This window comes from Streptomyces massasporeus (genome assembly GCF_014648995.1).
Taxonomy (GTDB): Bacteria; Actinomycetota; Actinomycetes; order Streptomycetales; family Streptomycetaceae; genus Streptomyces; species Streptomyces massasporeus.
Genome location: NZ_BMSE01000001.1, coordinates 255826 through 279624 on the forward strand (window position 1 = coordinate 255826; position 23799 = coordinate 279624).

A 23799-nucleotide genomic window follows, 5' to 3' on the forward strand; every position below is an offset into this window, starting at 1 on the left:
GGGCCTCCGGCCGGCCGGGCCGAGAGCAGGCTCGGCGCTTGCCCGGAGCGGCCCGCGGCGGCCCCGCCCCGGCAAGCGCCGGACGGGTTGAGTCCGGCAGGCGGCAACGCACCGGGCACCTGGCCGGCCTCAAGGATCGAGCAGCCCCCGAGCGAGACCAGCACCGGCCCCGGGACGGACACGCGGCCCTCCAGCCGGCACCCGACCGCCCCCAGGCGGCCCGGCAGCACCCCGGGAAAGCACCCGACCGGCTCGGGACGGTCGTCAGGCCGGTTGCGGATGCGCCTGTCGGGCGGTCCTGTGGATCGGTGTGGCCGAACCCGTGAGCGGCTCCCCCGTGCCGCCGTGTCGTGCTGCGATGATCTCCGCCGCGATCGACACGGCCGTCTCCTCGGGCGTTCGGGCTCCCAGGTCGAGGCCGATCGGTGATCTCAGCCTGGCCAGGTCGCGCTCGCTCACGCCCGCTTCCCGCAGCCGCCGGTTGCGGTCCTCGTGGGTGCGGCGGGAGCCCATCGCGCCGATATAGGCGACGGGCAGCCGCAGCGCCTCCGTCAGCAGGGGGATGTCGAACTTCGCGTCGTGGGTGAGCACGCACAGCACCGTGCGCCCGTCGGTCTCCGTGCGCCGGAGGTAGCGGTCGGGCCAGTCGACGACGATCTCGTCGGCCTGCGGGAAGCGGGCCCGGGTCGCGAAGACGGGGCGCGCGTCGCACACGGTGACGTGGTAGCCGAGGAATGCGCCCGCCCGTACCAGGGCGGCCGCGAAGTCGATCGCGCCGAAGACGATCATGCGGGGCGGCGGAACGGCGGACTCGACGAGCAGGGTGAGGCCGCCCGGGCAGTGCGACCCGCCCTCGGAGAGCTCCACCGTGCCGGTGCGGCCGGTGTCCAGCAGGGCCCCGGCCCGGTCGAGCGCCGCGCGGTCCAGCTGCGGGCCGCCGCCGAGGCCACCGTCGGACGAGCCGTCGGGGCGGACCAGCAGGGCCTGGCCCAGGAGGCCGGACGGGCCCCGCACCACCCGGGCCAGGGCCACCGGCTCGGCCCGGGTGGCCGCCGCCAGCGCCGCCCTCTCGGCCGGGCGCCCGCCCGCGAACGGGGTGATCATGACGTCGATCGTCCCGCCGCAGGTCAGCCCCACCGCGAAGGCGTCCTCGTCGCTGTAGCCGAATCGCTCGACGACCGTCTCACCGTCCTGGAGTGCCTGAAGGCACAGGTCGTACACCGCTCCCTCCACACAGCCCCCGGAGACCGAGCCGACGGCCGTGCCGTCCGCGGCGACGGCGAGCGCGGCGCCGGGAGGGCGCGGGGCGCTGCCGCCCACGGCGACGACCGTGGCGACGGCGAAGTCCCGGCCCTCCTCGATCCACGCGTGCAGAGGTCCTGCGAGATCAAGCATCGCCGCCCGCCAGCAGCACACGGTCGGGGCGGATCGGCAGGTCACGGTGGCGTACACCGGTCGCGTGCCACACCGCGTTGGCGACCGCCGCGGCCGCGCCCACGATGCCGACCTCGCCGATGCCCTTGATGCCGACCGGGTCGTCCGGGTCGGGGTCGTCCACCCAGTCGGCCTCGATGTGCGGGATGTCGGCGTGCGCGGCGACGTGGTAGCCGGCGAGGTCGGCGCCGTAGAGGCCGCCGCTCGCCCGGTCCCGGACGGCTTCCTCGTGCAGGGCCATGGAGATGCCCCAGATCATGCCGCCGACGAACTGGTTGCGGGCGGTGAGCGGGTTGACGATCCGGCCGGCCGCGAAGAGGCCCAGCATGCGGCGCACGCGGACCTCTCCGGTGGCGGGGTCGACGGCGACCTCGGCGAACTGCGCGCCGTAGGCGTGCCGCTCCTTCTGGGCGAGGGCGCCGAGGGCTTCGGCCGTGTTCGACCGTACGGTGACGCCCTCCGGGGGGATGTCCGCGCCCGGCGGGAGGCTCCGGCGCAGTTCCTGGGCGGCGGCCGTGACGGCCCAGCCCCAGGAGCGGGTGCCGGCCGAGCCGCCGGCGATCGACGCGGCGCCGAGGTCGCTGTCCCCGATCCGCACCCGGACGCGGTCCGCGGGCACCTCCAGGACGTCGGCGGCGACCAGCGTGAGCGCGGTGCGGGCGCCGGTGCCGATGTCCGCGGCGTTGATCCGCACGGTGAAGGTGCCGTCGGCCTCCGCGGTCAGGGCCGCCGTGGACGGCATGGCCAGCGTGGGGAAGGAGGCGGCGGCGGTGCCCGTGCCGAGCAGCCAGCGGCCCTCCCGGCGCACGCCGGGCCGCGGGTCCCGCCCGTCCCAGCCGAACCTGCGGGCGCCTTCCCGGAAGCAGGGGATGAGGTTGCGGCTGCCGAACGGCAGCCCGGACACGGGGCCCACCTCGGGTTCGTTGCGGACCCGCAGCTCGATCGGGTCGATGCCGCACCGCTCGGCGAGCTCGTCGAGTGCCGACTCCAGCGCGAACGAGCCCGACGCCTCGCCCGGGGCGCGCATCCAGGTCGGGGTGGGAACGTCGAGTTTCACGAGCCGGCTGGCCGTGTGGTGGGCGTCGGCAGCGTACATCGACCGGCTCGACGCCGCGCTGGGCTCGACGAAGTCGTAGAAGGCCGATGTCTGGTTCAGCGACCGGTGCTCCAGCGCGAGCAGCCGTCCGTCCGCGTCGGCGCCGAGCCTGACCCGCTGGGCGGTGGGGCTGCGGTGACCGGCGAGGGAGAACATCTGCCGGCGGGTCATGACGACCCGGACCGGGCGCTGCAGCACGGTTGCCGCCATCACCGCGGCCACCTGGTGCGCGCGAACGCCCTTGCTGCCGAAGCCGCCGCCCACGTGCTCGGACCGGACCCGCACCGAAGCCGGGTCGAGGGAGAACAGGCTCGCGAGCTCGCCGGCGACCCAGCCGGTGCCCTGGTTGGAGTCGACGACCTCCAAGCGGCCGCCGTCCCACCGGGCCGCCGCCGCGTGCGGCTCCATCGGGTTGTGGTGCTCCTCCGGGGTGGTGTACTCGGCGTCCACCACCACGGCGGACGCGGCGAGCCCGGCCTCCAGGTCACCCTTCTCCACCACGGCCGGCATGTGCCCGTCGAGCGCGTACGCCTCGGCCTCGCGCCCGGCGGAGAACGCGACGTCGTGCGGCTCCCGGTCGTAGTGCACCACGAGGGCCTCGGCGGCCTCCCTGGCCTGCTCGGAGGTCTCGGCGACGACGAGGGCCACCGGCCAGCCCATGTGGGGCACGCGGTCGTGCTGGAAGAGGCCGACGGTGGGGTCCGGCGGGCTGCCCATCATGCCGGTGTAATCGGTGTCGACACGCGGGGCGTTGTGGTGGTGGAGCACGGTGAGCACTCCGGGCATGGCGAGCACGGCGTCGGTGTCCAGGGCGCGGATGCGTCCGCGGGCGACGGTGGAGAGCACCAGCCAGCCGTGGGCGAGCTCCGCGAAGGGGATCTCGCCGGCGTAGCGGGCCGCTCCGGTGACCTTGTCGCGGCCTTCCACGCGCGGGTGCGCGGTGCCGACGGCTCCCCTGGTGGCGGTGGTCATCGGGCGGCCTCCTCGGCGAGTTCGCTCAGCACGGCCACGACGAGGTTGCGCATCAGGGTCACCTTGTATCCGTTGTGGGGCAGGGGCCTGGCGGCCGCCAGTTCGGCGTCCGCGGCGGCCGCGAAGTGTTCGGCGTCGGCCGGGCTGCCGGTCAGGGCCCGTTCGGCCGCGCGGGCGCGCCAGGGGCGGGAGGCGACCGCGCCGAAGGCCAGGCGTACGTCGTGGACGAGGCCGTCCCGGACGTCGAGCGCGGCGGCGACGGAGCCGATGGCGAAGGCGTACGAGGCCCGCTCGCGCACCTTGCGGTAGCGGGAGTTGGCCGCCGTGGCGGTGGGCGGCAGGGTGACGCCGGTGATGAGCGCACCCGGCGGCAGGGCGGTCTCCAGATGCGGGGTCTCCCCCACCGGCAGGTAGAAGTCGGCGAGCGGCAACTTCCCCGCCCCGTCGGCCGTTTCGTACGACACGCTCGCGTCGAAGGCGGCCAGTGCCACGCCCATGTCGGAGGGGTGGGTGGCCACGCAGTGGCCGGAGGCGCCCAGGACGGCGTGGTTGTGGTGCTCTCCGGTGATGGCGGGGCAGCCGCTGCCGGGATCACGCTTGTTGCAGGGGGAGGTCACGTCGGCGAAGTAGCCGCAGCGGGTGCGCTGGAGGAGGTTGCCGCCGACGGTGGCCATGTTGCGCAGTTGCCCGGAGGCTCCGGCCAGCACGGCCTGCGCGAGTGCCGGGTAGCGGCGCCGGACCTCGAGGTGGGCGGCCAGGTCGCTGTTGGTGACGGTGGCGCCGATGCGCAGCCCGCCGTCCTCGGCCGGCTCGACGCGGTTCAGGGGCAGTTCGCGTACGTCGACGAGCCGGGCGGGCCGTTCGACGCCGGTCTTCATCAGGTCGACGAGGTTCGTGCCGCCTCCCAGGAAGCGGGCTTCCCCGTCGCCGTCGAGCAGTGCGACGGCGCCTGAGACGTCGTACGCCCGCTGGTAGCCGAACTCCCTCATGCCGCAGCTCCCTTGTTGCTCTCCTCGGCGGCCCGGGCCACGGCCTGGACGATCGACACATACGCGCCGCAGCGGCACAGGTTGCCGCTCATGCGCTCGCGGATCTCCTCCGGGGTCAGCGGTGGTGGTCCCGCCTCGGGCCGGACGTCGCCGGTGACGGCGCTCGGCCAGCCGGCCGCGTGCTCCTCGATCACGGCGATGGCCGAACAGATCTGGCCCGGCGTGCAGTAGCCGCACTGGAAGCCGTCCAGGTCGAGGAACGCCTGCTGCACGGGGTGCAGTCGCTCACCCTCGGCCACGCCTTCGATGGTGGTGATCTCGCGCCCTTCCGCTGCCACGGCGAGCTGGAGGCAGGCCACGCTCCGGCGGCCGTCGAGCAGGACCGTGCAGGCACCGCACTGGCCCTGGTCGCAGCCCTTCTTGGTGCCCGTCATGTCGAGTCGTTCACGCAGGGCGTCGAGCAGGGTGGTGCGGTGGTCGACGGTCAGCGTGTACTTCTCGCCGTTGACGGACAGGGTGAGGTCGCTGGACGTCGATGGGGGCATGGAAGCCTTCTCTCTCTCACATCGCGAGGTCGGGGGTGGGCAGGGCCGCTGCGGGAGGCGATGCCGGTTCGCGACCGTGCGGGATGCGGGGCGGGCGGGCCCGGGGCACGGCAGCCGCGGGCTGTCCGCACACGCGGCACGCCGATACGATGGGCAAGCGGACAGTTGTCCGTTACTCGGAAAACTTAACGGACAACTGTCCGCTTAACAAGGGGCTGGTTTCGGCCACGGCCCGGGAGGAGGGCCGGTGCGGCAGAAGAAGGACGCTCCCCTGCGCTCGGACGCGCAGCGCAACCGCGAGCGCATCCTGGAAGTCGCGCTGGAGGAACTGACGCGCTCGGCGGGCGTCCCGCTGAGCGCGATCGCCAAGAAGGCGGGCGTCGGGCAGGGCACCTTCTACCGCCACTTCCCCACCCGTGAGGCGCTCGTCCTGGAGATCTACCGGCACGAGATGCAGCAGGTCGCCGACACCGCCCCGGCGCTGCTGGAGAGCCGGGAGCCCGACCGGGCGCTGCGCGAGTGGATGGACCGGCTGGCACGGTTCGCCATGACCAAGGCGGGCCTGGCCGACGCCATCCGCCAGGCCACCAGCGCACCCGGTCAGCCGGAGAAGCCGGGCCACGCCCCGGTGACCGACGCGGCCGAACTCCTCCTCCGGGCCGCGGAGGAGGCCGGCACCATCCGTCCCGGGGTCACCGCGAGCGACCTCTTCCTCGTCATCGGCGGACTCTGGACCATGGACCCCCACACCGACTGGCAGCCGCGCGCCACTCGCCTGCTGGACTTCGTCATGGACGGGCTGCGGGTGGGAGCGGCCGGAGGGTGACGCGGGAGGCTTCGAGGCGGCAAGGCTCGGGGGACGGGCCGCGTCGCGCAGCCGTGAGGGAGACGGGCGGGGCAGGGTCATCGAGCCCGGCCTCTGCGCAGACGGGCAGAGGCGGGCAGAGGCGGGCAGACGCGGGGGGCACCGAGTCGGCCGTTGCGGAGGCGGCCAGGATCATCGGGCCGGTCGCCGCGGGCGCAGGCGGAAGGTCGGGCGGGGTCACCGAGTCGGCCGTTGCGGGGAGCCGTATGCGGGCCCCCCGCTCGCGTGCCGCCGCGCCACCCGCCTCAGCCGGTCGGGCGGGCCGTCGGGCCGTCGGTCGGTCGGGCCGTCGAGTCGTCGGGCCGTCGGTCGGTCGGGCCGTCGAGTCGTCGGGCCGTCGGTCGGGGCCTGCGACTGCCTTATTCCTCAAGCGACCGCCGTGCGGGCCAGACCGCCTAGTTCCGCCAGGGCCGCCGCCACCGCCGGACGGGCGTGCCCGCCGGTCCGGGTGCAGGTCAGGAGCTTGCGGTGGGGATCGCCGGTGCAGCGGACCCGGGTGATCGGCAGATGCGGGGTCAGATGGGCCAGGCGCGGAATGAGGGCGACGCCGAGCCGGTGGGCCACGAGGTGGGCGCAGACGTTCCAGTCGAGGGCGTGATGGACGACCTCGGGGGTGAACCCGGCCGCGCCGCAGGCGGAGAGGACGTGCGGCCGGCAGGGACTGTCCTCCACCGGCGCGATCCACGCCTCCCGCGCCGCCTCGGCGAGATCGACCCGGGCCCGTCCCGCCAGCCGGTGCCCTTCGGGCACGACCAGGTCGAACGGGTCGTCGAGCAGCGGCTGCTGGTCGAACCGTGTGTCGCTCAACGGCGGGTTGTGCGGGGTCGCTTCGACGACCGCCAGGTCGGTCCCGCCCTCGAAGAGCAGGTCGAAACTCTCCGGGACACCCGCCTCGGTGATCCGGACGGACAGCCGCGGGTGCCGCTCCCCCAGCCGGGCCGCCATCGGAGCCAGCAGCACCGAGACGGCCACCGGGAAGCCGGTGACCCGCAGCACCCCGGAGGGCGCCCCGTGGTCGGCCCGTAGATCCAGTTCGGCCTGGTCCCAGCGGGCCTGGATGGCGTCGGCGTGCGCGAGCAGGCTCTCGGCGGCCGGGGTGAGACGCACCCCGCGCCCCTGTGGCTCCAGCAGGTCGACGCCCAGGTCGCGGGCCAGCTGCCGCACCTGCTGGGAGGCGGCGGACGGCGTGAAGTGCAGGGCTCGGGCGGCCGCGGTGACCGTGCCGTAGTGGGCGACCGCCCTGAGGACGTGCAGCCGGCGCAGGTCAATCATGAAGGCCAGGCTTCACAGTGACGTCCACAAAGTCAACCTGGACGTGTACGGATCTCCGGACGCACCCTGGCTGTTGTGTCGCGACGGTCGATCATCACGACGTACGAGGAGTCAGACATGACCAGCACCGAGGCCACCGCCGCCTGCCCGCACTGCGGCTGGCCGGACGGAGGCGAGCCGTTCCGGGTGCTGTCCCGGCACACCACCGCGACGGGCCACACGGAGTGGACGCGCTGCGGATGCGGTTCGTTGCAGGTCCGGGTCGCCGACGCCGGCGGAACGCGCGTCGTCTCGCGCAGCGGCCCGGCGCCCGGCGCGGCTCCGGCCCGCCCGGACACGGCGAACCGCTGCCGCGGCTGACCGCCCGCGCCCCGGCGTCCGCCGACGCGACGCGGATGCCGGGGGGGCCGGGAGGGGCGGGCCGGGGTGCGGGCAGCTCACCCCGGCCCGCTCGCGACCTGCGCGTATCTTGAGGACGCCGTCGGCTCGTGGCGGCGCGAGCGCGTTCGTCTCAGTGCCGGAGTGCCCGGAGTGTGCGCGGGTCGAGCGGTGCGCGGATCGGGGTGGGCTCGGCCGCCGCGCACACCGTGGTCGCCACCCGCCATACGGCGGGCAGGTTCCGCCGCCCGGCGGCGCCCGCGGACGGGGGCACGCGGCCGACCATGGCTGCACGAGCCGCCGCCACCTCGCGTGAGGAGACGCCATGACGCACGTTCCGCCCCCGTTCGACCCCGAACTCGCCGCCGCCCTTGAGCTGATCAAGGACATGATCAGTCCGGGGCTCACGCTCGACGAGATCGCCGAGGTGCGCCAGGGCCCGGGCATCCAGATGCTGGCCGAGCTCGATCTGACGATGGGCGGGACGTTCGAGGTGGAGGACCGGCGGGTGCCGGGGCCGGAGGGCGAGCCGGACATCTCGCTGCTCATCTGCCGCCCGGCCGCGCCGGAGACGGCCGGGCCGCGCCCCGTGCTCTACCACGTGCACGGCGGCGGCATGGTCATCGGGAACAACCGGGTCGGGGTGGACGTCCCGCTGGCGTGGGCGCAGGCGCTGGACGCGGTCGTGGTGTCCGTGGAGTACCGGCTGGCGCCTGAGCACCCGCATCCCGCGCCGGTCGAGGACGTCTACGCCGGGCTGTTGTGGACGGCGGACCACGCCGCCGAACTCGGCGCCGACCCCGAGCGGATCGTCATCGCGGGCGCGAGCGCCGGTGGTGGGCTGTGCGCGGCCCTGGCCCTGCTGACCCGGGATCGCAAGGGGCCGCAGCCGATCGGACAGGTGCTGATGTGCCCGATGCTCGACGACCGCAACGACTCGCCCTCGACGTACCAGATGGCGGGCCTCGGGGTGTGGGACCGGACCGCCAACGAGACCGGCTGGACCGCGCTGCTGGGTTCGCGCCGCGGTGGCCCCGACGTACCGGCGTACGCGGCACCGGCCCGGGCCGAGGACCTCACGGGACTGCCTCCGGCCTTCCTCGACGTCGGCTCGGCGGAGACCTTCCGCGACGAGGTCGTGGCCTACGCCTCGCGCATCTGGCAGGCCGGTGGGATGGCCGAACTGCATGTGTGGCCGGGCGGATTCCACGGTTTCGACGGGTTCGCGCCGCAGGCGGCGGTGTCGCAGGCGGCTCGGTCAGCGCATCTGAGTTGGCTGCGCAGACTGTTGGGGGTCTGAGGGTCCGGACGCCCGGAGTCGTCCGTGGCCGTGCCGCCCGGAAACCATCGCACCGACCGTCCCCGAAAACGGCCGCATACCGCACCATGGGGCCTATGAAAGAGCTGGCCGGGCGGCTGACCGCCCTCGACCCGGACGCCGGTGCCGCGGTCCGGGTCATCGCCTACTTCGACAGCCTGGCCGAGTCCCGGGCCGGGCTGGAGGCGCTCGTGCGCGGGGCAGCCGTCCTGGCCGGCTGCCCGGCCCGACTGGTGGATCCGGAGCGGCGCGTCCACGTCAGAGTGGAGACCGACGGCACCAGGCGCGACACCGGCACCCCGCCCGACCCGGCCTGGCCCGCCGTCCGGCTGAGCCCTGACGGTACGGCGATGCTGTGGCTGGAGCGTGACGGGGACCGTGCGGGGACGGCCGGGGCCGTGTCCGGACCGGCCTCGACCGCCCGAGGTGGCGGGGGCGACGCCGAGCCCGGCGGCCCGGCGGCGACGGTGCTCGATCCGCGGCCCGCCCAGACCGCCGCCCCGGGGCAGGTGCCGACGCCAAGCACCCTCAGCGTGGTCGACGCCGTGATCCTCGAACGGGCCGCCGGTGCCGTGCGGCTGGTCCTCGACCGCACCCGCGGCCGGGCCCCGGCCGACGACCCGGCGCTGGTCGAGACGCTCCTCGACGCCACAGCCCCCGAACCGGCCCGCCTGCACGCCGCCCGCCGTCTCGGACTGGACCCCACGGCACCGGCCCGGGCCCTAGCCCCGCTGAACGGCCGGCCACGGGTGGTGCCCGCCGGCCCGGAGGCCGTTCCCCTAGGCGGGGGCCACGCCGCGGCGGACGCCGCCGCCCGCCCTCGGGCCTCACAGATCCCGTCGCAGGGACAGCCCGCGGATGTCGCGACCGCGCAGGCCACCTCCCGCGCCCGCACCGGCCCCGCCTCCGCCCCGGCCCCTCCCGTCCCCGGCCGGCACACCGCTCCCCCGGAGTCCCGTCTCCCCGCCGGGCGTCTCGGCGTCGGGCCCGCCGTCCCCGTCCTCGAACTGCCCCGGTCCTGGGCCGAGGCCCGTACCGCCCTGCGGTTCACCGCCGAGGGCACCCCGCAGGACCCCGGCCCCCGGGTCGTGCACGCCGAGGAACTGGGCGGTATCGCGCTCCTCGCCGGCATCGTCGAGCCGGGCACGGAACCGCCACCCGACGTCCGCGCCCTGGAGACCGCGGCGGCGATCACGCCCTGGCTGTCGGCCACGCTGCACGCGGTGGTGTCCACGGCGAGCCTGCGGGCGGCGTCCGCCGAGATCAACGTGCACCACTCCACGCTCCAGGACCGCCTGGCGCACGCCGAGCACCTCCTCGGCTGGCCGATCCGCACCCCACAGGGTCGGCTGCGGCTGCAACTGGCCCTCACGATGCGTCGACTGGGGAGAGGGTGAACTTCGTGCGCCCGGCCGTGTCCCCCCGGCCCCGCCGGCCGTGACCCGCGCCCAGTCGGCGAAATCGCACCCCACCGGCCCCGCCGCCTGTGAAACCACCCGCCGGCGTGATCCGGATCGCGTCGGTGGCCCGCCCCCGCGCGCTCCCCCTGCGGCAGACTGTCCCAGCGCCCCCGTACACGATTCAGGAGCTTGAGGCATGAGCGTGCAGCGGTATCCCCTGGCCGGGGTCACGGTGGTCAGTCTGGAGCAGGCCGTGGCCGCGCCCTACGCCACGCGGCAGCTCGCCGACCTCGGTGCCCGGGTGATCAAGGTGGAGCGGCCGGGCGGCGGCGATTTCGCCCGCCGTTACGACACGACCGTGCACGGCCACTCCAGCTATTTCGTGTGGCTCAACCGCTCCAAGGAGTCCCTCACGCTCGACCTGAAGGACCCCCGCGGCCACGAGATCCTGCACGACCTCCTCGACGGCGCCGACGTGTTCGTGCAGAACCTCGCCCCGGGCGCCGCCGCCCGGCTCGGGCTGGACGCCGCCACCGTCACCGGCCGCCGCCCGAACCTGATCCCGTGCACGATCTCCGGCTACGGCACGACCGGCCCCTGGTCGGACCGCAAGGCCTACGACCTGCTCGTGCAGTGCCAGACCGGGCTCGTGTCGCTGACCGGGACGCCCGAAGGGAACGCACGGACCGGGATCTCCGTCGCCGACATCGCCGCCGGGATGTACGCCTACAGCGGCGTCCTCACCGCGCTGTACACCCGTGCCACCACCGGCGAGGCACACCCCGTGGAGGTGTCCCTGTTCGAGGCGCTCGCGGAGTGGATGGGCCAGCCCGCCTACTACACCCGGTACGGCGGCGCCCAGCCCCCGCGTCTGGGCACGCAGCACGCCACCATCGCGCCGTACGGGACGTACCCCGCCGCCGACGGCAAGGAGGTGCTGTTCTCCATCCAGAACGAGCGGGAGTGGGTGGCGCTGTGCACCGAGTTCCTCGGCCGTCCGGAGCTGGTCGCCGATCCGCGTTTCGCCACCGGCTCCGACCGCGTCGCGCACCGCGAGGAACTCAACACCGTCGTCGCCGAGCGGTTCGCGCGCTCCGGCTCCGACGAGATCCTCAAGGACCTGGAGCGCATCGGCATCGCCTGCGCCGGGGTCAACGACGTCGCCGCGTTCCTGGACCACCCCGTGCTGGCCGCCCGTGGCCGCTGGAGCGAGGTCGAGGTGCCGGGCGCCACCGTGGAGGCGCTGCTCCCGCCCGCCGACCTCGCGGGTCTGCCCGCGCGCATGGACCCCGTGCCGGCCGTGGGCGAGCACACCGATGCCATCCTCACCGAGCTGGGCCGCACCGCCGAGGAGGTGGCGGCCCTCCGCGCGGACGGCGTCGTCTGACGGCGTCGTCCGACGGCGGGCCACTCCCGGAGGTCTAGCTGGACTCAGCGGACGGCTGCGCCGCCTCCGCCTCGGCCTCCTGCTTCTTCGACGCGCGCAGGCTCGTGACCGTCGTGACCGCCAGGACCAGCACGATGAAGCCCAGCGAGAACGGGATGCCGATCTCGGGGACGTGGACGCCCGACTCGTGCAGGGCGTGCAGCACCAGCTTCACGCCGATGAAGCCCAGGATGATCGACAGGCCGTAGGAGAGGTGGACCAGCTTCTTCAGCAGGCCGCCGATGAGGAAGTACAGCTGGCGCAGGCCCATCAGGGCGAAGGCGTTCGCGGTGAAGACGATGTACGGGTCCTGGGTGAGGCCGTAGATGGCCGGGATGGAGTCGAGGGCGAACAGCACGTCGGTGGAGCCGATCGCGAGCATCACGACCAGCATCGGGGTCATGATCCGCTTGCCGTTCTCGGTGATGAACAGCTTCGTGCCGTGATAGCGGTCGGCCACGCCGAAGCGCTGTTCCGCCATCTTCAGCAGCTTGTTCTCCTGGTACTCCTCCTCGTGGTCCTGCGTACGGGCGTCCTGGACCAGCTTCCAGGCGGTCCAGATCAGGAACGCGCCGAAGAGGTAGAACACCCAGGAGAAGGTGGAGATGATCGCCGCGCCGGCCGCGATGAACACGGCCCGCAGCACCAGGGCCATCAGGACGCCGATCATCAGCACCCGCTGCTGGTACTGCGAGGGCACCGCGAACTTGCCCATGATCAGGACGAAGACGAAGAGGTTGTCGACGCTGAGCGACTTCTCGGTGATGTACCCGGCGAAGAACTCGCCCGTGGGCCCGCTCCCACCGAAGTACCAGAGCCCCACGCCGAACAGGACCGCCAGGACGACCCACACCACCGTCCACGTCCCGGCTTCCTTGATGGACACGTCGTGCGGCTTGCGGCCCACGAAGAAGTCGACGGCGACCAGCACGCACAGGGCGGCCACGGTCAGCAGCCACACGGACAGCGAGACGTTCACTTGTTGCTCCTGATGCAGGTGTGGGGAAGGGACATCGTGATCGGCCGCGGCCGGTTTCCGCCACTCCTGTCAGGTGAACATTGCGTCAAAGCTGCACGTGCAGCGCCTCCAGGACGTCCTGGTCCGTCAGCTGGTCGAAGTTCTCGTACCAGAGACCCACCGCCATGAACGCGGCCGGCCGGTGCAGGCAGACGACCTCGTCGGCCTCGGCGCGCATCAGATCGGCGCCCTCGGGGGAGCACACGGGGGCGGCCAGCAGCACCTTCCCGGGCACCTGACGGCGTACGAAGCGCAACGCGGCGCGGGCCGTGGAGCCGGTCGCCAGGCCGTCGTCGACGACGATCACGGTCCGTCCGCGCAGGTCCGGGGCGGGTCGGCCCTGCCGGTACAGCCGCTCACGGCGCCGCAGTTCGGCGCGCTCCCGCTCGATGACGGGGGCGAGCGCGGCCTCGCCGATGCCGAGGTGGCGCAGGGCGTCCTCGTCGAGGAGCGGCACCTCGTCCCCGGCCATCGCGCCGACGCCGAGCTCCTCCTGGTGGGGCGCCCCGATCTTCCGTACGACGAGCACGTCGAGCGGGGCGTCCAGCGCGGCGGCGACCTCGCGGGCCACGGCGACTCCGCCGCGGGGCAGGGCGAGGACGAGGGGATCGGGCAGGTGCCCCTCGCGCTGCCGGGTGCGCAGTGTTTCGGCCAGTTCCTCGCCGGCCTGCCGGCGATCACGGAACCGCATGACGGTCACCTCCGCTTCCCGCACGAAAGGGCCCCGGGCGGTCCGGCTCCCCGCGCACCCCCGCCCCGGCCGGTCCGGCTCCCGCGTACCCCCCGGCCCACCGGACGAAGCACGCCGACCGGTCACCGGCCTGTGGCGGCCCGTATCCGCTCGTCGCACCACTGCCGGGCCGCCTCGGTGACCTGGTCGAGCGCGCCCGGTTCCTCGAACAGGTGGGTGGCGCCGGGCACCACGTGAAGGGTGTGCGGGCCGGGCAGTCGCCGGGCCGCCTCCTCGTTGAGCCGCAGCACGTGCGTGTCCCGGCCGCCCACGATCAGCAGCACCGGGGCCCGTACGGCGTCCAGGGCGTCACCGGCCAGGTCGGGCCGCCCACCGCGCGAGACGACCGCCCGTACCCGGTCGGGGCGTTGCGCGGCGGCGACCAGGGCCGCGCCCGCGCCGGTGCTGGCGCCGAACAGGACGACGGGCAGGTCCGAGGTGCCGGGCTCCTGCGCCAGCCAGTCGAGGGCGGCGACCAGTCGGCGACCCAGCAGGGGGATGTCGAAGCGGAGTTCGGCGGTGACGGCGTCCTGGTGTTCCTCCTCCTGGGTGAGCAGGTCGATCAGCAGGGTGCCGAACCCCGCGGCGCGCAGACCGGCGGCGACCTCGCGGTTGCGGGGGCTGTGCCGGGAGCTGCCGCTGCCGTGCGCGAACAGCACGACCGCGCGGGCATCCGGGGGCACGGCCAGGTCGCCGGTGAGGTCCGCGCCGCCGGCGGGCAGGGTGACCGTCCGGGAGTTCATCGTCAGCCTCCTCTCCCCCGGTCCCCGTGGTACCCACACCGCGACGGACGTCCCATGGCGCGATCTGTGGGGTGCGTGTCGTTGACGCCGTACCGCGCGCCGGTGGAGCGTGAGGGGCGTGACCGATCGCCGTGTCGTCTTCGTCGTCTTCGACGGCTTCCAGCCGCTCGACCTCACCGGACCGCACGAGGTGTTCCACAGCGCGGGCGGGTACGCCTGCGAGGTCGTGGCGACCCGGGCGGGGCCGGTCCGGTCGGTGAGCGGGCTGGTCATGCACGCCGCCCACGGCGTGACGGACCTCGACCCGGCCGGGACGGACACCGTCGTGGTGGTCGGCGGCCGGGGCGTCGACCGGGCCCGGGAGGACGAGGCCCTCGTCGCCTGGGTCGCCGCCGCGGCGGCGGGCGCCCGGCGGGTGGCCTCGGTGTGCAGCGGGGTGTTCCTGCTGGCGGCCGCCGGCCTGCTGGACGGACGGCGGGTCACCACGCACTGGGCGCGTGGGGAGCAGCTGGCCCGGGAGCATCCCGAGGTGCGCGTGGACTGCGACCCGATCTTCGTCCGGGACGGGCGGGTGTGGACGTCGGCCGGGGTGACCGCCGGGATGGATCTGGCGCTCGCCCTCGTGGAGGACGACCTCGGCCGGGACGTCGCGCACGAGGTGGCCCGCCGGCTGGTGCTGTTCCTGCGCCGCCCGGGAGGGCAGTCGCAGTTCAGCGTGGCGCTGTGGTCGCGGCAGCCGGCGACGGACCCGGTGCGGGCCGCCGTCGGCGCGATCCACGCCGATCCCGGTGCCCGGCACGACATCGCGGGTCTCGCCGCACACGCCGGGCTGAGCCCGCGTCATCTTCAGCGGCGCTTCACCGCCGAACTCGGCGTGCCGCCGGCGGCGTACGTCGAGCGGGTGCGTGTCGAGGCGGCCCGGCGGGCGCTGACGGACGGGGACGAACCGGTCGAGGCCATCGCCCGGCGCTGCGGCTTCGTCACCGCCGAGACCCTGCGCCGCACGTTCCACCGCCGGCTCGGTGTCGCGCCGTCGGACTACCGCGCCAGGTTCCGCTCCACCAGCGCAGCTGATGCCGCTCTCGCAGATCTCTCAGAGGAAGGAACAAGCGCATGACGACCTACGGCCTGCTGGTCTTCGAGGATGCCGAGGAGCTGGACTTCGTGGGGCCGTGGGAGGTCTTCACCGTCTCCGCGCGGCTGCGGGACAGCGGCGACACGGCCGTGCTCGTCTCCGAGCACCCGGGCCCCGTGCGCTGCAACAAGGGCCTGCGCGTGCTGCCCGACCACACCTTCGACGACCATCCGCCGCTGGACGTGCTGCACGTGCCGGGCGGGCTGGGCGCGCGTGAGACCCAGCTGCACAACCCGGCGGTCACCGGCTGGATCGCCAAGACGGCGGAGCGGGCCGCCTGGGTGCACGGCGTGTGCACCGGCACGTTCCTGCTGCATGCCGCCGGGCCCGCCCGGGGGCGCCGGGTGGCCACGCACTGGAGCCAGGAGGACACCCTGGAGGCGCGCGGGGACGTGACGGTGGTCCGGGACGCCCGCTACGTGGTCGACGGCGGCCTGGTCACCAGCCAGGGCGTCTCGGCCGGGATCGACAGCGCGTTGTGGCTGGTCGGGAGGCTGCACGGCCGGGATCACGCGCGGGCCGTGCGGCGCTACATCCAGTACGACCCGGCGCCGCCGTACCTGGCGGAGGAGCCCGTCTGATTCACCCGTCCGGTGCCTTGGCCGCATGGGTGGGCGAGCCTCGGGCAGGCGATGTTCATGGGCGGTGACACGAGCGACGGCGGGCAAGGGCGGCAGCCGGGCGAGTGCGGGCACCGGGCGGTGCCGCATCCCGGGGACATCCGGATCGAGGCGTGGGCGGCATGCAGAGAGCACTGCCTGGCGGAGGCCGTCCTGGCGATGGTCGAGTGTTTCGCGGACGTCTCCGGGGTGCGGCCCACCGCCGTGGACCGGGTGCGGCTGCCCGAGGCGAGCAGCGACGACCTGCTCGCCTCGCTGCTGGACGAGATCATCTTCCGGCTGGAGGCGTACGGGCAGGTGCCCGTGGACGTGGAGGCGGACGAGGCCGACGGCGGCCTGGACGTACGGCTGGCCGTCACCGGCATCACCGACGTGGAGATCACGGGGGCGGTGCCGACGGCGGTGGCGTGGGACGAGCTGCGGATCGGGCCGGATCCGTACGGGTGGTCGTGTGCGGTGACGGTCGACGCCTGACCCCGGCGGCCCGGGCAGGTCTAGCGGTGACGGTCGACGCCCGCCACCGGCGGCCCGGGTGCGCCTACCGTGGAGGGGTGGGCGGCGGCGTCGTGACGCTGTTCCTGTGCGGTGACGTGATGCTCGGGCGCGGCGTCGACCAGATCCTCGCGCACCCCGGTGACCCGGCACTGCGGGAGGCGTACGTCGCGGACGCACGGTCCTACGTCCGGCTGGCGGAGTCGGCGCACGGGCCGGTGCCCGCGCCCGTGGACCCGTCGTGGCCGTGGGGTGAGGCGCTACGGGTGCTGGACGAGGCGGCCCCGGACGCCCGGATCGTGAATCTGGAGACCTCCGTGACGGGCGGCGGCACGTTCGCACCGGGCAAGGAGATCCACTACCGGATGCACCCCGCGAACCTGCCCGCGCTGGCCGTGGCCCGGCCCGACGTGACCGTCCTCGCCAACAACCACGTCATGGACTTCGGCAGGCCGGGCCTGCTGGACACCTTGGACGCGCTGGCCCGGGCGGGCCTGCGGACGGCGGGCGCGGGACACGACACCGACGAGGCCTGCGCGCCCGCGGTGATCTCGCTCCCCGGCGGCCGCCGGCTGCGGGTGTCCGCCCTCGGGGCGGGCTCCAGCGGCATCCCGGCCGACTGGGCGGCCACGGCGGACCGGCCGGGTGTGGCGTATCTTCCCCGCCTCTCGTCCGGTGCGGCCGGCACCGTGCTGCGGCGGCTGGGGCGGGCCGGTGGGGACATCAGCGTGGTGTCGGTGCACTGGGGCTCGAACTGGGGGTATCGCGTTCCCCGGGAGCAGGTCCGCTTCGCGCACGCGCTGATCGACGGCGGTGTCGACGTCGTCCACGGGCACTCCTCGCACCATCCCCGCCCGCTGGAGGTGTACCGGGACCGGCTGATCCTCTACGGCTGCGGCGACTTCGTCGACGACTACGAGGGCATCTCCGGTTACGAGGAGTACCGCGACGACCTGCGGCTCGCGTTCCTGGTGTCGGTCGAGGCGGACAGCGGACGGCTGGCCGGGATGCGCATGGTGCCGTTCCGGGTGCGGCGGATGCGTCTCGAGCCCGCGTCCCGGGAGGACGGTGCCTGGCTGCGTGCCACGCTGGACCAGGTCAGCGGTGGGGTAGGGGTGCGGCAGGAGGCCGACGGGTCGCTGGTCGTTCCCGCGCCGGCCGCGTGATGGGGGGCCGCCAGCAGAGCGGGCCTGCCCGGGCTGGTCGCAGGGAGTTCAGCCCGCCCAGGCCACGAGCCGGTCGCGGTTCTCCGGCTCCCGCAGCCGGGTCAGCGACTCCTTCTCGAGTTGGCGTACCCGCTCCCGGGTCAGGCCGACGCGCCGCGCGACCTCGTTGAGGGTGCGGGTGTGACCGTCGTGCAGCCCGTAGCGCAGGCTGAGGATCATGGCCTCGCGGGGCGCGAGCGTGCCGACGGCCTCGCGGAGTTCCTCGGCGAGTGCCTGGAACTCGGCCACTTCCGGGGCCTGGAGCACCTCGGTGTCGGCGATGAGGTCGCCGACGACGGTCTCGCCCTTGTCGTCCACCGGCGTGTCCAGGCTGACGGCGTCCCGTCCGACATGGCGCAGCCAGGCGATCCTGTCCTCGGCCAGGCCGCTCTCCCGGGCCACCTCCTCGACGCTCGGCTCGCGCTCCAGGTCGAGCCGCAGCCGCCGCTCGACCTTGGCGATCTTCTGCAGCTGCTCCACGACGTGCATCGGCAGCCGGACGGAGCGCGCGTGCGCGGCCAGGCCCCGTTCGATCGCCTGGCGGATCCACCAGGTCGCGTACGTGGAGAACTTGAAGCCCTTGGTGTGGTCGAACTTCTCCACGGCCCGGATCAGCCCCAGGTTGCCCTCCTGGATGACGTCCAGCATGGGCAGGCCGCGGTGGGCGTGCCGTTTGGCCATCGACACCACGAGCCGGAGATTGGCCCGGACCATGTGGTCCTTGGCTCTCTGCCCGTCACGGACGAGCTCCTCCAGGTCCCGGTGACGCTCGGGCGTGAGGTCGTGTTCGCCGGTGGCGGCCGGATCCAGTTCCTCCAGCGCCCGCACACCGGTCTCCATCCGCCGCGCCAGGCGCACCTCGTCCTCGGCGGTGAGCAGGGGGGTCGCGGAGATCTGCGCGAGGTACTGGCCGAGGAGGTCCGGTTCCTCGTCCGGCTCGGGGATGCGGCTGCGCAGCCGGGCGGTGCGGGCGGGGGCCCGCCGGTCCTCCCGGACGTCCGCCGCGGGGTCTTCTGCCAGGGGAGACATCGTCGGGTTCCTCCCTCTGCCGCCTCGTTCCGGCTCACCCCGGCGGGTACCCGGGGAATGGGTCCCGAACCGTGTGCCCCGGTGCCCTCGGGGGTACCCCGGGCCACATGACCGGCATCGAACTCAGCAGCAACGCGTTCAACGACCACTCGTTCATCGCGCGCCGGTACGCGTACGAGGGACCCAACGTCTCTCCGCCGCTGGCCTGGAGCGGTGTACCGGACGACGCGGCCGAACTGGTCCTGCTGTGCGAGGATCCCGACGCCCCCTCGGGCACGTTCGCGCACTGGGTCGTGGTCGGCATCGACCCGCACAGCGACGGTGTGGAGGCCGGACAGAGCCCACCGGGCGGCACGGAACTCGTCAACGGCTACGGGCAGCACGGCTGGGGTGGCCCCCACCCCCCGCCGGGTGACGACGCCCACCACTACTTCTTCCGGCTCTACGCCCTGTCCGAACCGTGTGTCCTGCCCGACGCGCCGCGTGCGGACCAGGTGCACGCGGAGGTGGAGAAGCGCCGGCTCGCGGACGGGACGCTGGTCGGGCTGTACCAGCGCTGACCTTCCCCCCGCCTCCCGCATCACAACGGTTGGTTGTGGTGCGGGGGCGGATGGTTGTTTGCCCGCCCCGCCCGCTTCTCGCTTGGATGACTCCCGGACAACGCGGGGTTGTCCGGGAGAGCGGGGAGTGCGCCGGACATGGCGGGCAGGCGGTCGCTGGGGCGGCGGTTCGGGTGGCTGTGGGGCGCGTACGCGGTCAGCACGGCCGGCACATGGCTCGCGTTCGAAGCGTTCGCCCTGATCGCGGTCCTGGCGCTGGACGCCGGGCCGACGCAGGTGTCGCTGCTCGCGGCGGTGGGGCCGGCGGTCGGCGCGGCGGTGTCGGTGCCCCTCGGGCCGTGGGTGGAGATCCGCCGCAAACGGCCGGTGATGATGACGGCGGACCTGGTCCGGTGCGTGGTGCTGCTGAGCGTCCCCGTGGCGTTCGCGCTCGGCTGCCTGGGCTTCGGCCAGTTGCTGCTGGTGTCGGTGGCCGTCGCGGCGGCCGACATCACCTTCAACGCGGCGGCCGGGGCGTTCCTGAAGGACCTGCTGCCGCGGCAGGACCTGCTCGTGGCGAACGGCCGGTTCGAGGCGACGACCTGGACCGCCAGCATGGTCGGTCCGCCGCTGGGCGGGGCCGCGATCGGTCTGTTCGGTCCGGTGACGACGGTCGTGGCCGACGCGGTGAGCTACCTGGTCTCGGCGTTCGGCATCCGGGCGATCGGGGACGCCGAGAAGCACGCTCCACGACCGGGCCCCGCGGTGACCCGGGCCGGCGACCTGCTGGAAGGCTGGCGCCACATCCTGGCCGACCCGGTCCTGCGCCCGCTCTTCTTCAACTCGCTTCTGGTGAACTCCCTGATCATGGCGGCCTCTCCCCCGCTGCTGATCCTCATGGTGGACGACCTGCACTTCGCGCCCTGGCAGTACGCCCTCGCGTTCGCGGTGCCCTGCACCGGCGGCCTGCTCGGCTCCCGGCTGGCCCCACGCCTCGTCGCGCGCCATGGCCGGAACCGGGTCCTGCTCGCGACGGGGATGCTGCGGGCCTGCTGGCCGGTCGGCCTAGCCTTCACCGGCCCCGGGGCGCCCGGCCTGGCCTGGGTCATGGTGGTCGAGTTCGGCCTGATCACCTGCTGCGGCGTGTTCAACCCGGTCCTCGCCACACACCGTCTCGACCGCACCCCCACGGGCCGGGTCACCCGCACCCTGTCCGCCTGGTCGGCCAGCGGCAAGGCCACCACCGCGGCGGTCACGGCCCTCTGGGGCGTACTGGCCGCCTGGACGACTCCGCGCACGGCGATCGCGGTGGCCGGCGTCCTGCTCCTGGTCACGCCGTTGCTGCTGCCCCGCCGGGACCACGCCGCGGGGGCCGGCCATGAACCGGCCCCCGCGGCGGTCGAGTCGGACGGCGGCTGACCCGGCCGGGGCGGCTCAGACCGCCCCGGGCACGTCCTCCGTGACGCCGTTCAACGCGGAGGCCGGGTCCGTTCCGTACGGGCGGGTGAGGATCTCCAGACCGTGGCCGGCCGGGTCGAGGAAGTAGACACCACGGCCGCCGTCGTTGCGGTTGATGCGGCGGGGGTGGTTGCCGTGCGGGTCGGCCTGGATGGGGATCCGGGCCTCGACGAGACGGGCCAGGGCCTCGTCGAACTCCTCCTCGGAGACCAGGAACGCGTAGTGCTGCATGGGGATGTCGGCGTCGATGGTGAGGAAGTCCAGCGTGACACCGTTGGCGGTCGTCACGGGCAGGAACACCCCGGTCGGTGCCCCGACCTCGAGTCCCAGGATCTCTGCGAGGAAATGAGCGGACTTCTGCCGGTCCTTGGACAGGACGATGGTGTGGTTGAACTCGACTGACACGGTTGAATGCCTCCACGGGCATCTCGGCGGCGCCTCCATGCCTCACCCGGCCGGTGACCGGCACGCGATGCCGCGCGGTGGATCGTAGACAGCGGCCGTGGAGGCCGTCGAGCGGTTTTCGGCCGTGTTCGGGACTTCGGGGCGGGCGGCCCGTCCCGGGGTCCCGAACTGATCCTGACAATTGTCAGGACCGTGTGGTTCCGGGGCTCTCTACAGTTCTGAACGTCGGCAAGCAGCCCGCCCCGGGGTGCTGCGGACCCGGAACAGGACCGCTTCCGGCCACACCATCCTCATCTTCGTCCTTCGGGGGACACACATGAAGCGACTGATCAGCCGTACCGCCATGGGCCTCGCGGTGACCGCTCTCGCCGTCGGCGGCCTCGCGACCACGGCCCAGGCTGCCCCGGCCGCCGCCAACAACGGCGACCCGACCCTCACCGACGTCTACATCTGGGCCACCGACGTCAACCTGCGCCAGCAGCCGACCACCGACTCCCCGCGGCTCGCGGTCCGTTCGCAGTGGTGGGGCGACGCCCTGTGCCAGACGCAGGGCCAGACCGTGCACGACCCGGCCGTCGGCACCAACAACTGGTGGACCGCCGTCATGGAGTTCTCGGGCAGCGACATCGCCTGGGTGAACAACCTGTACATCCGGGGCGGCGAGAAGATCGCCGGCGTCCCGGACTGCTGACACGCAGCACCCTCCACACGCCTGTGGCGGGCCACCGGGAAACCGGTGGCCCGCCACAGGCGTGTGCGCGCCGAAGGGGCGGCCGGAGCACCGGCCGCCCCCGTACGGCGAGTTGGGCGGCTCAGTACCAACCGGTGTTCACCAGGTCGTGGCCGTCGCACGAGAGCAGGGCGCGCGAGACGCGGCCGTTGAGGTTGCTGCCCATCTTGGTGTAGGCGTAGGTGATGCCGGAGTCGACGGTCTCGGAGACCCAGCCGTCGTTGCGGCCCGCGCCGTTGTCGGAGCGCTGCAGCACGGCCGCGCAGCCGGGCCGGGAGTTCTCGATCCGGGCGAACGAGCCGCACTTGTCGGAGTAGAAGTACTTCAGGGCCATGCCCTCGAAGTACTTGGTGGCTCCGATCTGCCGGAACGTACCCGAGCAGAACGTGGTGGTGGGGTACTGCCCCTCCTGCCCGTAGATTCCGTAGTTGCCGCCCGAGAACGGCTGGGCCTGGGCGGTGGTCGGGAGGAGCGCCATCACCGCGGCGGCGCCCCCCGCGGCCAGCAGTGTCGTGAGTGATCGGCGGCTCATGAGCCCTCTTTCGTGTGTCGGCGGGTGATGCGGTCGTGCGCGGCGACCGGCCCCCGGCCGGCCGTCGCTCGCTGGTCGTGACCGTACGGGGCGTCACCGCACCGCCGACACCTGACACTTATCAGGGTCGAAGCCGCAGGTCGCCCCCGCCGGGCGGGGCCCTGACATACGTCAGGACCGCCCGTCGCACCCGGGCTCCTATCGTGGCGCCGCGGGCCAAGGCCCCGTAGGACCACCCGGGCGATCCAGGAAGGGCAACCATGCGCATGCTCCTGCGCGGCGCGGCCGCGCTCGCGGCCGTCGTCACGGTCGCGTCACTCACGAGCGGTGCGGCGGCACACCCCCGGACGGGACGGGCCGCCGAGGCCGTCCGGGCCGCCGCGGCCGCCCAGATCCCGCCCGGTGTCACCGCCGGCGTGGCCGTCTACGACCGTGAGGCCGGCAGGTTCACCGAACAGGTCAACGACAGCGCACAGTTCCGGTCCGCTTCGGTCGTCAAGCTCCTGCTGACTCTGGACTTCCTGTGGGACCGCGGGCCCGACTACACCATCCCCCCGGCCGACCGCGCCCGGCTGGAGCCGATGCTGCGCGGCAGCGACGACGACGCCGCCGACTACTACTGGTCGACGTACGGCGGCTCGGCGATCATCAAGCGGATGACCGACCGGACCGTGCTCGGTCTGCGCGACACGGCGCCACCGCCCGCCGACCACCCGGGCTTCTGGGGCTACACCGCCCTCTCCGCTCGGGACACCGTGGCGATCTACCGGTACATCCTGGAGAAGGCGCCCGCCCCCGTCCGTGACTTCATCATGGACAACCTGCGCCGCTCCACCCGCTGCTCGGCCACCGACCACTTCGACCAGCACTTCGGCATCGCCGGGGCGTTCGACAAGCCCTGGGCGGTGAAGCAGGGCTGGTCCGGGAGGTACGCAAAGGGCACGTGCGGCTCCCAGGCCGCGTCCTCGGGAGCTCAGGCGGACTCGGCCGCCCCGGCTCCCCGGGCCGCCGCGGCCGTGGACCTCTCCCGTCCCGCGCTGCACTCCACCGGCACGGTGGGCGCGAACGACCGCTCGATCGTGGCCGTGCTGACGCTGCACCCGGTCGGCACCTCGTACGGCAAGGCGTACACCGACATCGGCCGGCTGACCCGCTCGCTGAACGTGCCGGGGGCGAAGCGGCCCGCCGGGACCTGGTTCGGCACCTGGGGCGAGTTCGTGAACGTCCGCAGGGGGCCGGCCACGGGCGGGGACCGGATGACGCAGCTGCCCGCCGGGGTCGAGGTGCTGGTGGGCTGCCAGGTCCGGGGCGAGGAGGTCTCTGTGCCGCCCTACACCAACGAGTGGTGGGCCTATCTGCCCCAGTACGGCGGCTACATCTCCAACATCTACATCAGCTCGCCGGACAACCGGCTGCCGAACGTCCCGGAGTGCGCCGCGTAGCGACCGCGCCGGGAACGGGGGACGAG

The 23799-nt window shown here is 73.8% G+C and carries 25 protein-coding genes; 13 read left to right on the plus strand and 12 right to left on the minus strand.

Annotated features, from left to right (window positions below; translation table 11 throughout):
* Window positions 1–264 precede the first annotated feature (264 nt).
* Genes IE153_RS01230 through IE153_RS01245 form a run of 4 tightly spaced genes read right to left on the minus strand, consistent with a single transcriptional unit; the run spans window position 265 to window position 5036 of the window.
* Window positions 265–1395, minus strand: a complete 1131-nt coding sequence (locus IE153_RS01230; RefSeq protein ID WP_189587677.1) for an XdhC family protein — start codon at window positions 1393–1395, stop codon at window positions 265–267.
* Entirely contained in the window at window positions 1388–3502 is a 2115-nt protein-coding gene (locus tag IE153_RS01235) for a xanthine dehydrogenase family protein molybdopterin-binding subunit (RefSeq protein WP_189587678.1), read from the minus strand. The genes IE153_RS01230 and IE153_RS01235 overlap by 8 nt, the downstream gene beginning before the upstream one ends.
* Window positions 3499–4491 (minus strand): FAD binding domain-containing protein, encoded by a 993-nt coding sequence (locus tag IE153_RS01240; protein ID WP_189587679.1) that lies wholly within the window; start codon window positions 4489–4491, stop codon window positions 3499–3501. Before IE153_RS01240 ends, IE153_RS01235 begins: the two co-directional genes overlap by 4 nt.
* Window positions 4488–5036, minus strand: coding sequence for a (2Fe-2S)-binding protein (locus tag IE153_RS01245; RefSeq protein ID WP_185005919.1), 549 nt, complete (start codon window positions 5034–5036; stop codon window positions 4488–4490). The genes IE153_RS01240 and IE153_RS01245 overlap by 4 nt, the downstream gene beginning before the upstream one ends.
* 247 nt (window positions 5037–5283) lie before the next feature.
* Between IE153_RS01245 and IE153_RS01250 the strand changes: the two genes are divergently transcribed.
* Window positions 5284–5862 (plus strand): TetR/AcrR family transcriptional regulator, encoded by a 579-nt coding sequence (locus IE153_RS01250; RefSeq protein ID WP_189587680.1) that lies wholly within the window; start codon window positions 5284–5286, stop codon window positions 5860–5862.
* A gap of 405 nt (window positions 5863–6267) precedes the next feature.
* On the opposite strand, the gene IE153_RS01255 is transcribed toward IE153_RS01250, so the two are convergent.
* Complete coding sequence (locus IE153_RS01255; protein WP_189587681.1) at window positions 6268–7173, minus strand: LysR family transcriptional regulator; 906 nt, start codon at window positions 7171–7173, stop codon at window positions 6268–6270.
* A 117-nt stretch (window positions 7174–7290) separates the two neighbouring features.
* On the opposite strand from IE153_RS01255, the gene IE153_RS01260 reads away from it, so the two are divergent.
* Window positions 7291–7533 (plus strand): hypothetical protein, encoded by a 243-nt coding sequence (locus IE153_RS01260; protein WP_189587682.1) that lies wholly within the window; start codon window positions 7291–7293, stop codon window positions 7531–7533.
* Between the two features lie 151 nt (window positions 7534–7684).
* Here the strand turns inward: IE153_RS01260 and IE153_RS01265 are convergent, their stop codons facing one another.
* Window positions 7685–7825, minus strand: coding sequence for a hypothetical protein (locus IE153_RS01265; protein ID WP_189587683.1), 141 nt, complete (start codon window positions 7823–7825; stop codon window positions 7685–7687).
* A gap of 51 nt (window positions 7826–7876) precedes the next feature.
* Here IE153_RS01265 and IE153_RS01270 point away from each other — a divergent pair, with 51 nt between their 5' ends.
* From IE153_RS01270 to IE153_RS01280, 3 genes are all read left to right on the plus strand, one after another.
* On the plus strand, window positions 7877–8851 hold the full coding sequence (locus tag IE153_RS01270; protein ID WP_189587684.1) for an alpha/beta hydrolase: 975 nt from the start codon (window positions 7877–7879) through the stop codon (window positions 8849–8851).
* 95 nt (window positions 8852–8946) lie between these two features.
* Window positions 8947–10266 carry a helix-turn-helix domain-containing protein gene (locus tag IE153_RS01275; RefSeq protein WP_189587685.1) on the plus strand — a complete coding sequence of 440 codons (1320 nt, stop codon included), beginning with the start codon at window positions 8947–8949 and terminating at the stop codon, window positions 10264–10266.
* A gap of 199 nt (window positions 10267–10465) precedes the next feature.
* Entirely contained in the window at window positions 10466–11656 is a 1191-nt protein-coding gene (locus IE153_RS01280) for a CaiB/BaiF CoA transferase family protein (protein ID WP_189587686.1), read from the plus strand.
* Window positions 11657–11690: 34 nt separating this feature from the next.
* On the opposite strand, the gene IE153_RS01285 is transcribed toward IE153_RS01280, so the two are convergent.
* From IE153_RS01285 to IE153_RS01295, 3 genes are all read right to left on the minus strand, one after another.
* On the minus strand, window positions 11691–12674 hold the full coding sequence (locus tag IE153_RS01285; RefSeq protein WP_189587687.1) for a TerC family protein: 984 nt from the start codon (window positions 12672–12674) through the stop codon (window positions 11691–11693).
* Window positions 12675–12759: 85 nt separating this feature from the next.
* Complete coding sequence (locus IE153_RS01290; protein ID WP_189587688.1) at window positions 12760–13404, minus strand: phosphoribosyltransferase; 645 nt, start codon at window positions 13402–13404, stop codon at window positions 12760–12762.
* 122 nt (window positions 13405–13526) lie between these two features.
* Entirely contained in the window at window positions 13527–14186 is a 660-nt protein-coding gene (locus IE153_RS01295) for a dienelactone hydrolase family protein (RefSeq protein ID WP_189587689.1), read from the minus strand.
* A gap of 118 nt (window positions 14187–14304) precedes the next feature.
* Here IE153_RS01295 and IE153_RS01300 point away from each other — a divergent pair, with 118 nt between their 5' ends.
* From IE153_RS01300 to IE153_RS01315, 4 genes are all read left to right on the plus strand, one after another.
* On the plus strand, window positions 14305–15303 hold the full coding sequence (locus tag IE153_RS01300) for a GlxA family transcriptional regulator (RefSeq protein ID WP_189587690.1): 999 nt from the start codon (window positions 14305–14307) through the stop codon (window positions 15301–15303).
* A complete protein-coding gene (locus IE153_RS01305) occupies window positions 15300–15902 on the plus strand; it encodes a DJ-1/PfpI family protein (protein WP_189587691.1) in 603 nt (200 codons plus the stop codon). The genes IE153_RS01300 and IE153_RS01305 overlap by 4 nt, the downstream gene beginning before the upstream one ends.
* Before the next feature lie 57 nt (window positions 15903–15959).
* Window positions 15960–16415: an archease gene (locus tag IE153_RS01310; protein WP_031111370.1), complete on the plus strand. Its 456-nt coding sequence runs from the start codon at window positions 15960–15962 to the stop codon at window positions 16413–16415.
* 77 nt (window positions 16416–16492) lie between these two features.
* Window positions 16493–17599 (plus strand): CapA family protein, encoded by a 1107-nt coding sequence (locus IE153_RS01315; RefSeq protein ID WP_189587692.1) that lies wholly within the window; start codon window positions 16493–16495, stop codon window positions 17597–17599.
* Between the two features lie 48 nt (window positions 17600–17647).
* Here IE153_RS01315 and IE153_RS01320 read toward each other — a convergent pair whose 3' ends face one another.
* A complete protein-coding gene (locus tag IE153_RS01320) occupies window positions 17648–18667 on the minus strand; it encodes a sigma-70 family RNA polymerase sigma factor (protein WP_189587693.1) in 1020 nt (339 codons plus the stop codon).
* 107 nt (window positions 18668–18774) lie between these two features.
* On the opposite strand from IE153_RS01320, the gene IE153_RS01325 reads away from it, so the two are divergent.
* Together IE153_RS01325 and IE153_RS01330 are read left to right on the plus strand one after the other, a co-directional pair.
* Complete coding sequence (locus IE153_RS01325) at window positions 18775–19227, plus strand: YbhB/YbcL family Raf kinase inhibitor-like protein (protein WP_189587694.1); 453 nt, start codon at window positions 18775–18777, stop codon at window positions 19225–19227.
* Between the two features lie 138 nt (window positions 19228–19365).
* Entirely contained in the window at window positions 19366–20625 is a 1260-nt protein-coding gene (locus tag IE153_RS01330; protein WP_189587695.1) for an MFS transporter, read from the plus strand.
* A gap of 15 nt (window positions 20626–20640) precedes the next feature.
* On the opposite strand, the gene IE153_RS01335 is transcribed toward IE153_RS01330, so the two are convergent.
* Window positions 20641–21069, minus strand: a complete 429-nt coding sequence (locus IE153_RS01335; RefSeq protein ID WP_189587696.1) for a VOC family protein — start codon at window positions 21067–21069, stop codon at window positions 20641–20643.
* Window positions 21070–21385: 316 nt separating this feature from the next.
* Here IE153_RS01335 and IE153_RS01340 point away from each other — a divergent pair, with 316 nt between their 5' ends.
* Entirely contained in the window at window positions 21386–21760 is a 375-nt protein-coding gene (locus tag IE153_RS01340; protein ID WP_189587697.1) for a peptidase M23, read from the plus strand.
* Window positions 21761–21881: 121 nt separating this feature from the next.
* On the opposite strand, the gene IE153_RS01345 is transcribed toward IE153_RS01340, so the two are convergent.
* Entirely contained in the window at window positions 21882–22331 is a 450-nt protein-coding gene (locus IE153_RS01345) for a hypothetical protein (protein WP_189587698.1), read from the minus strand.
* Window positions 22332–22591: 260 nt separating this feature from the next.
* Between IE153_RS01345 and IE153_RS01350 the strand changes: the two genes are divergently transcribed.
* Window positions 22592–23773: an SH3 domain-containing protein gene (locus IE153_RS01350; RefSeq protein ID WP_189587699.1), complete on the plus strand. Its 1182-nt coding sequence runs from the start codon at window positions 22592–22594 to the stop codon at window positions 23771–23773.
* The last annotated feature ends 26 nt before the right edge of the window (window positions 23774–23799 follow it).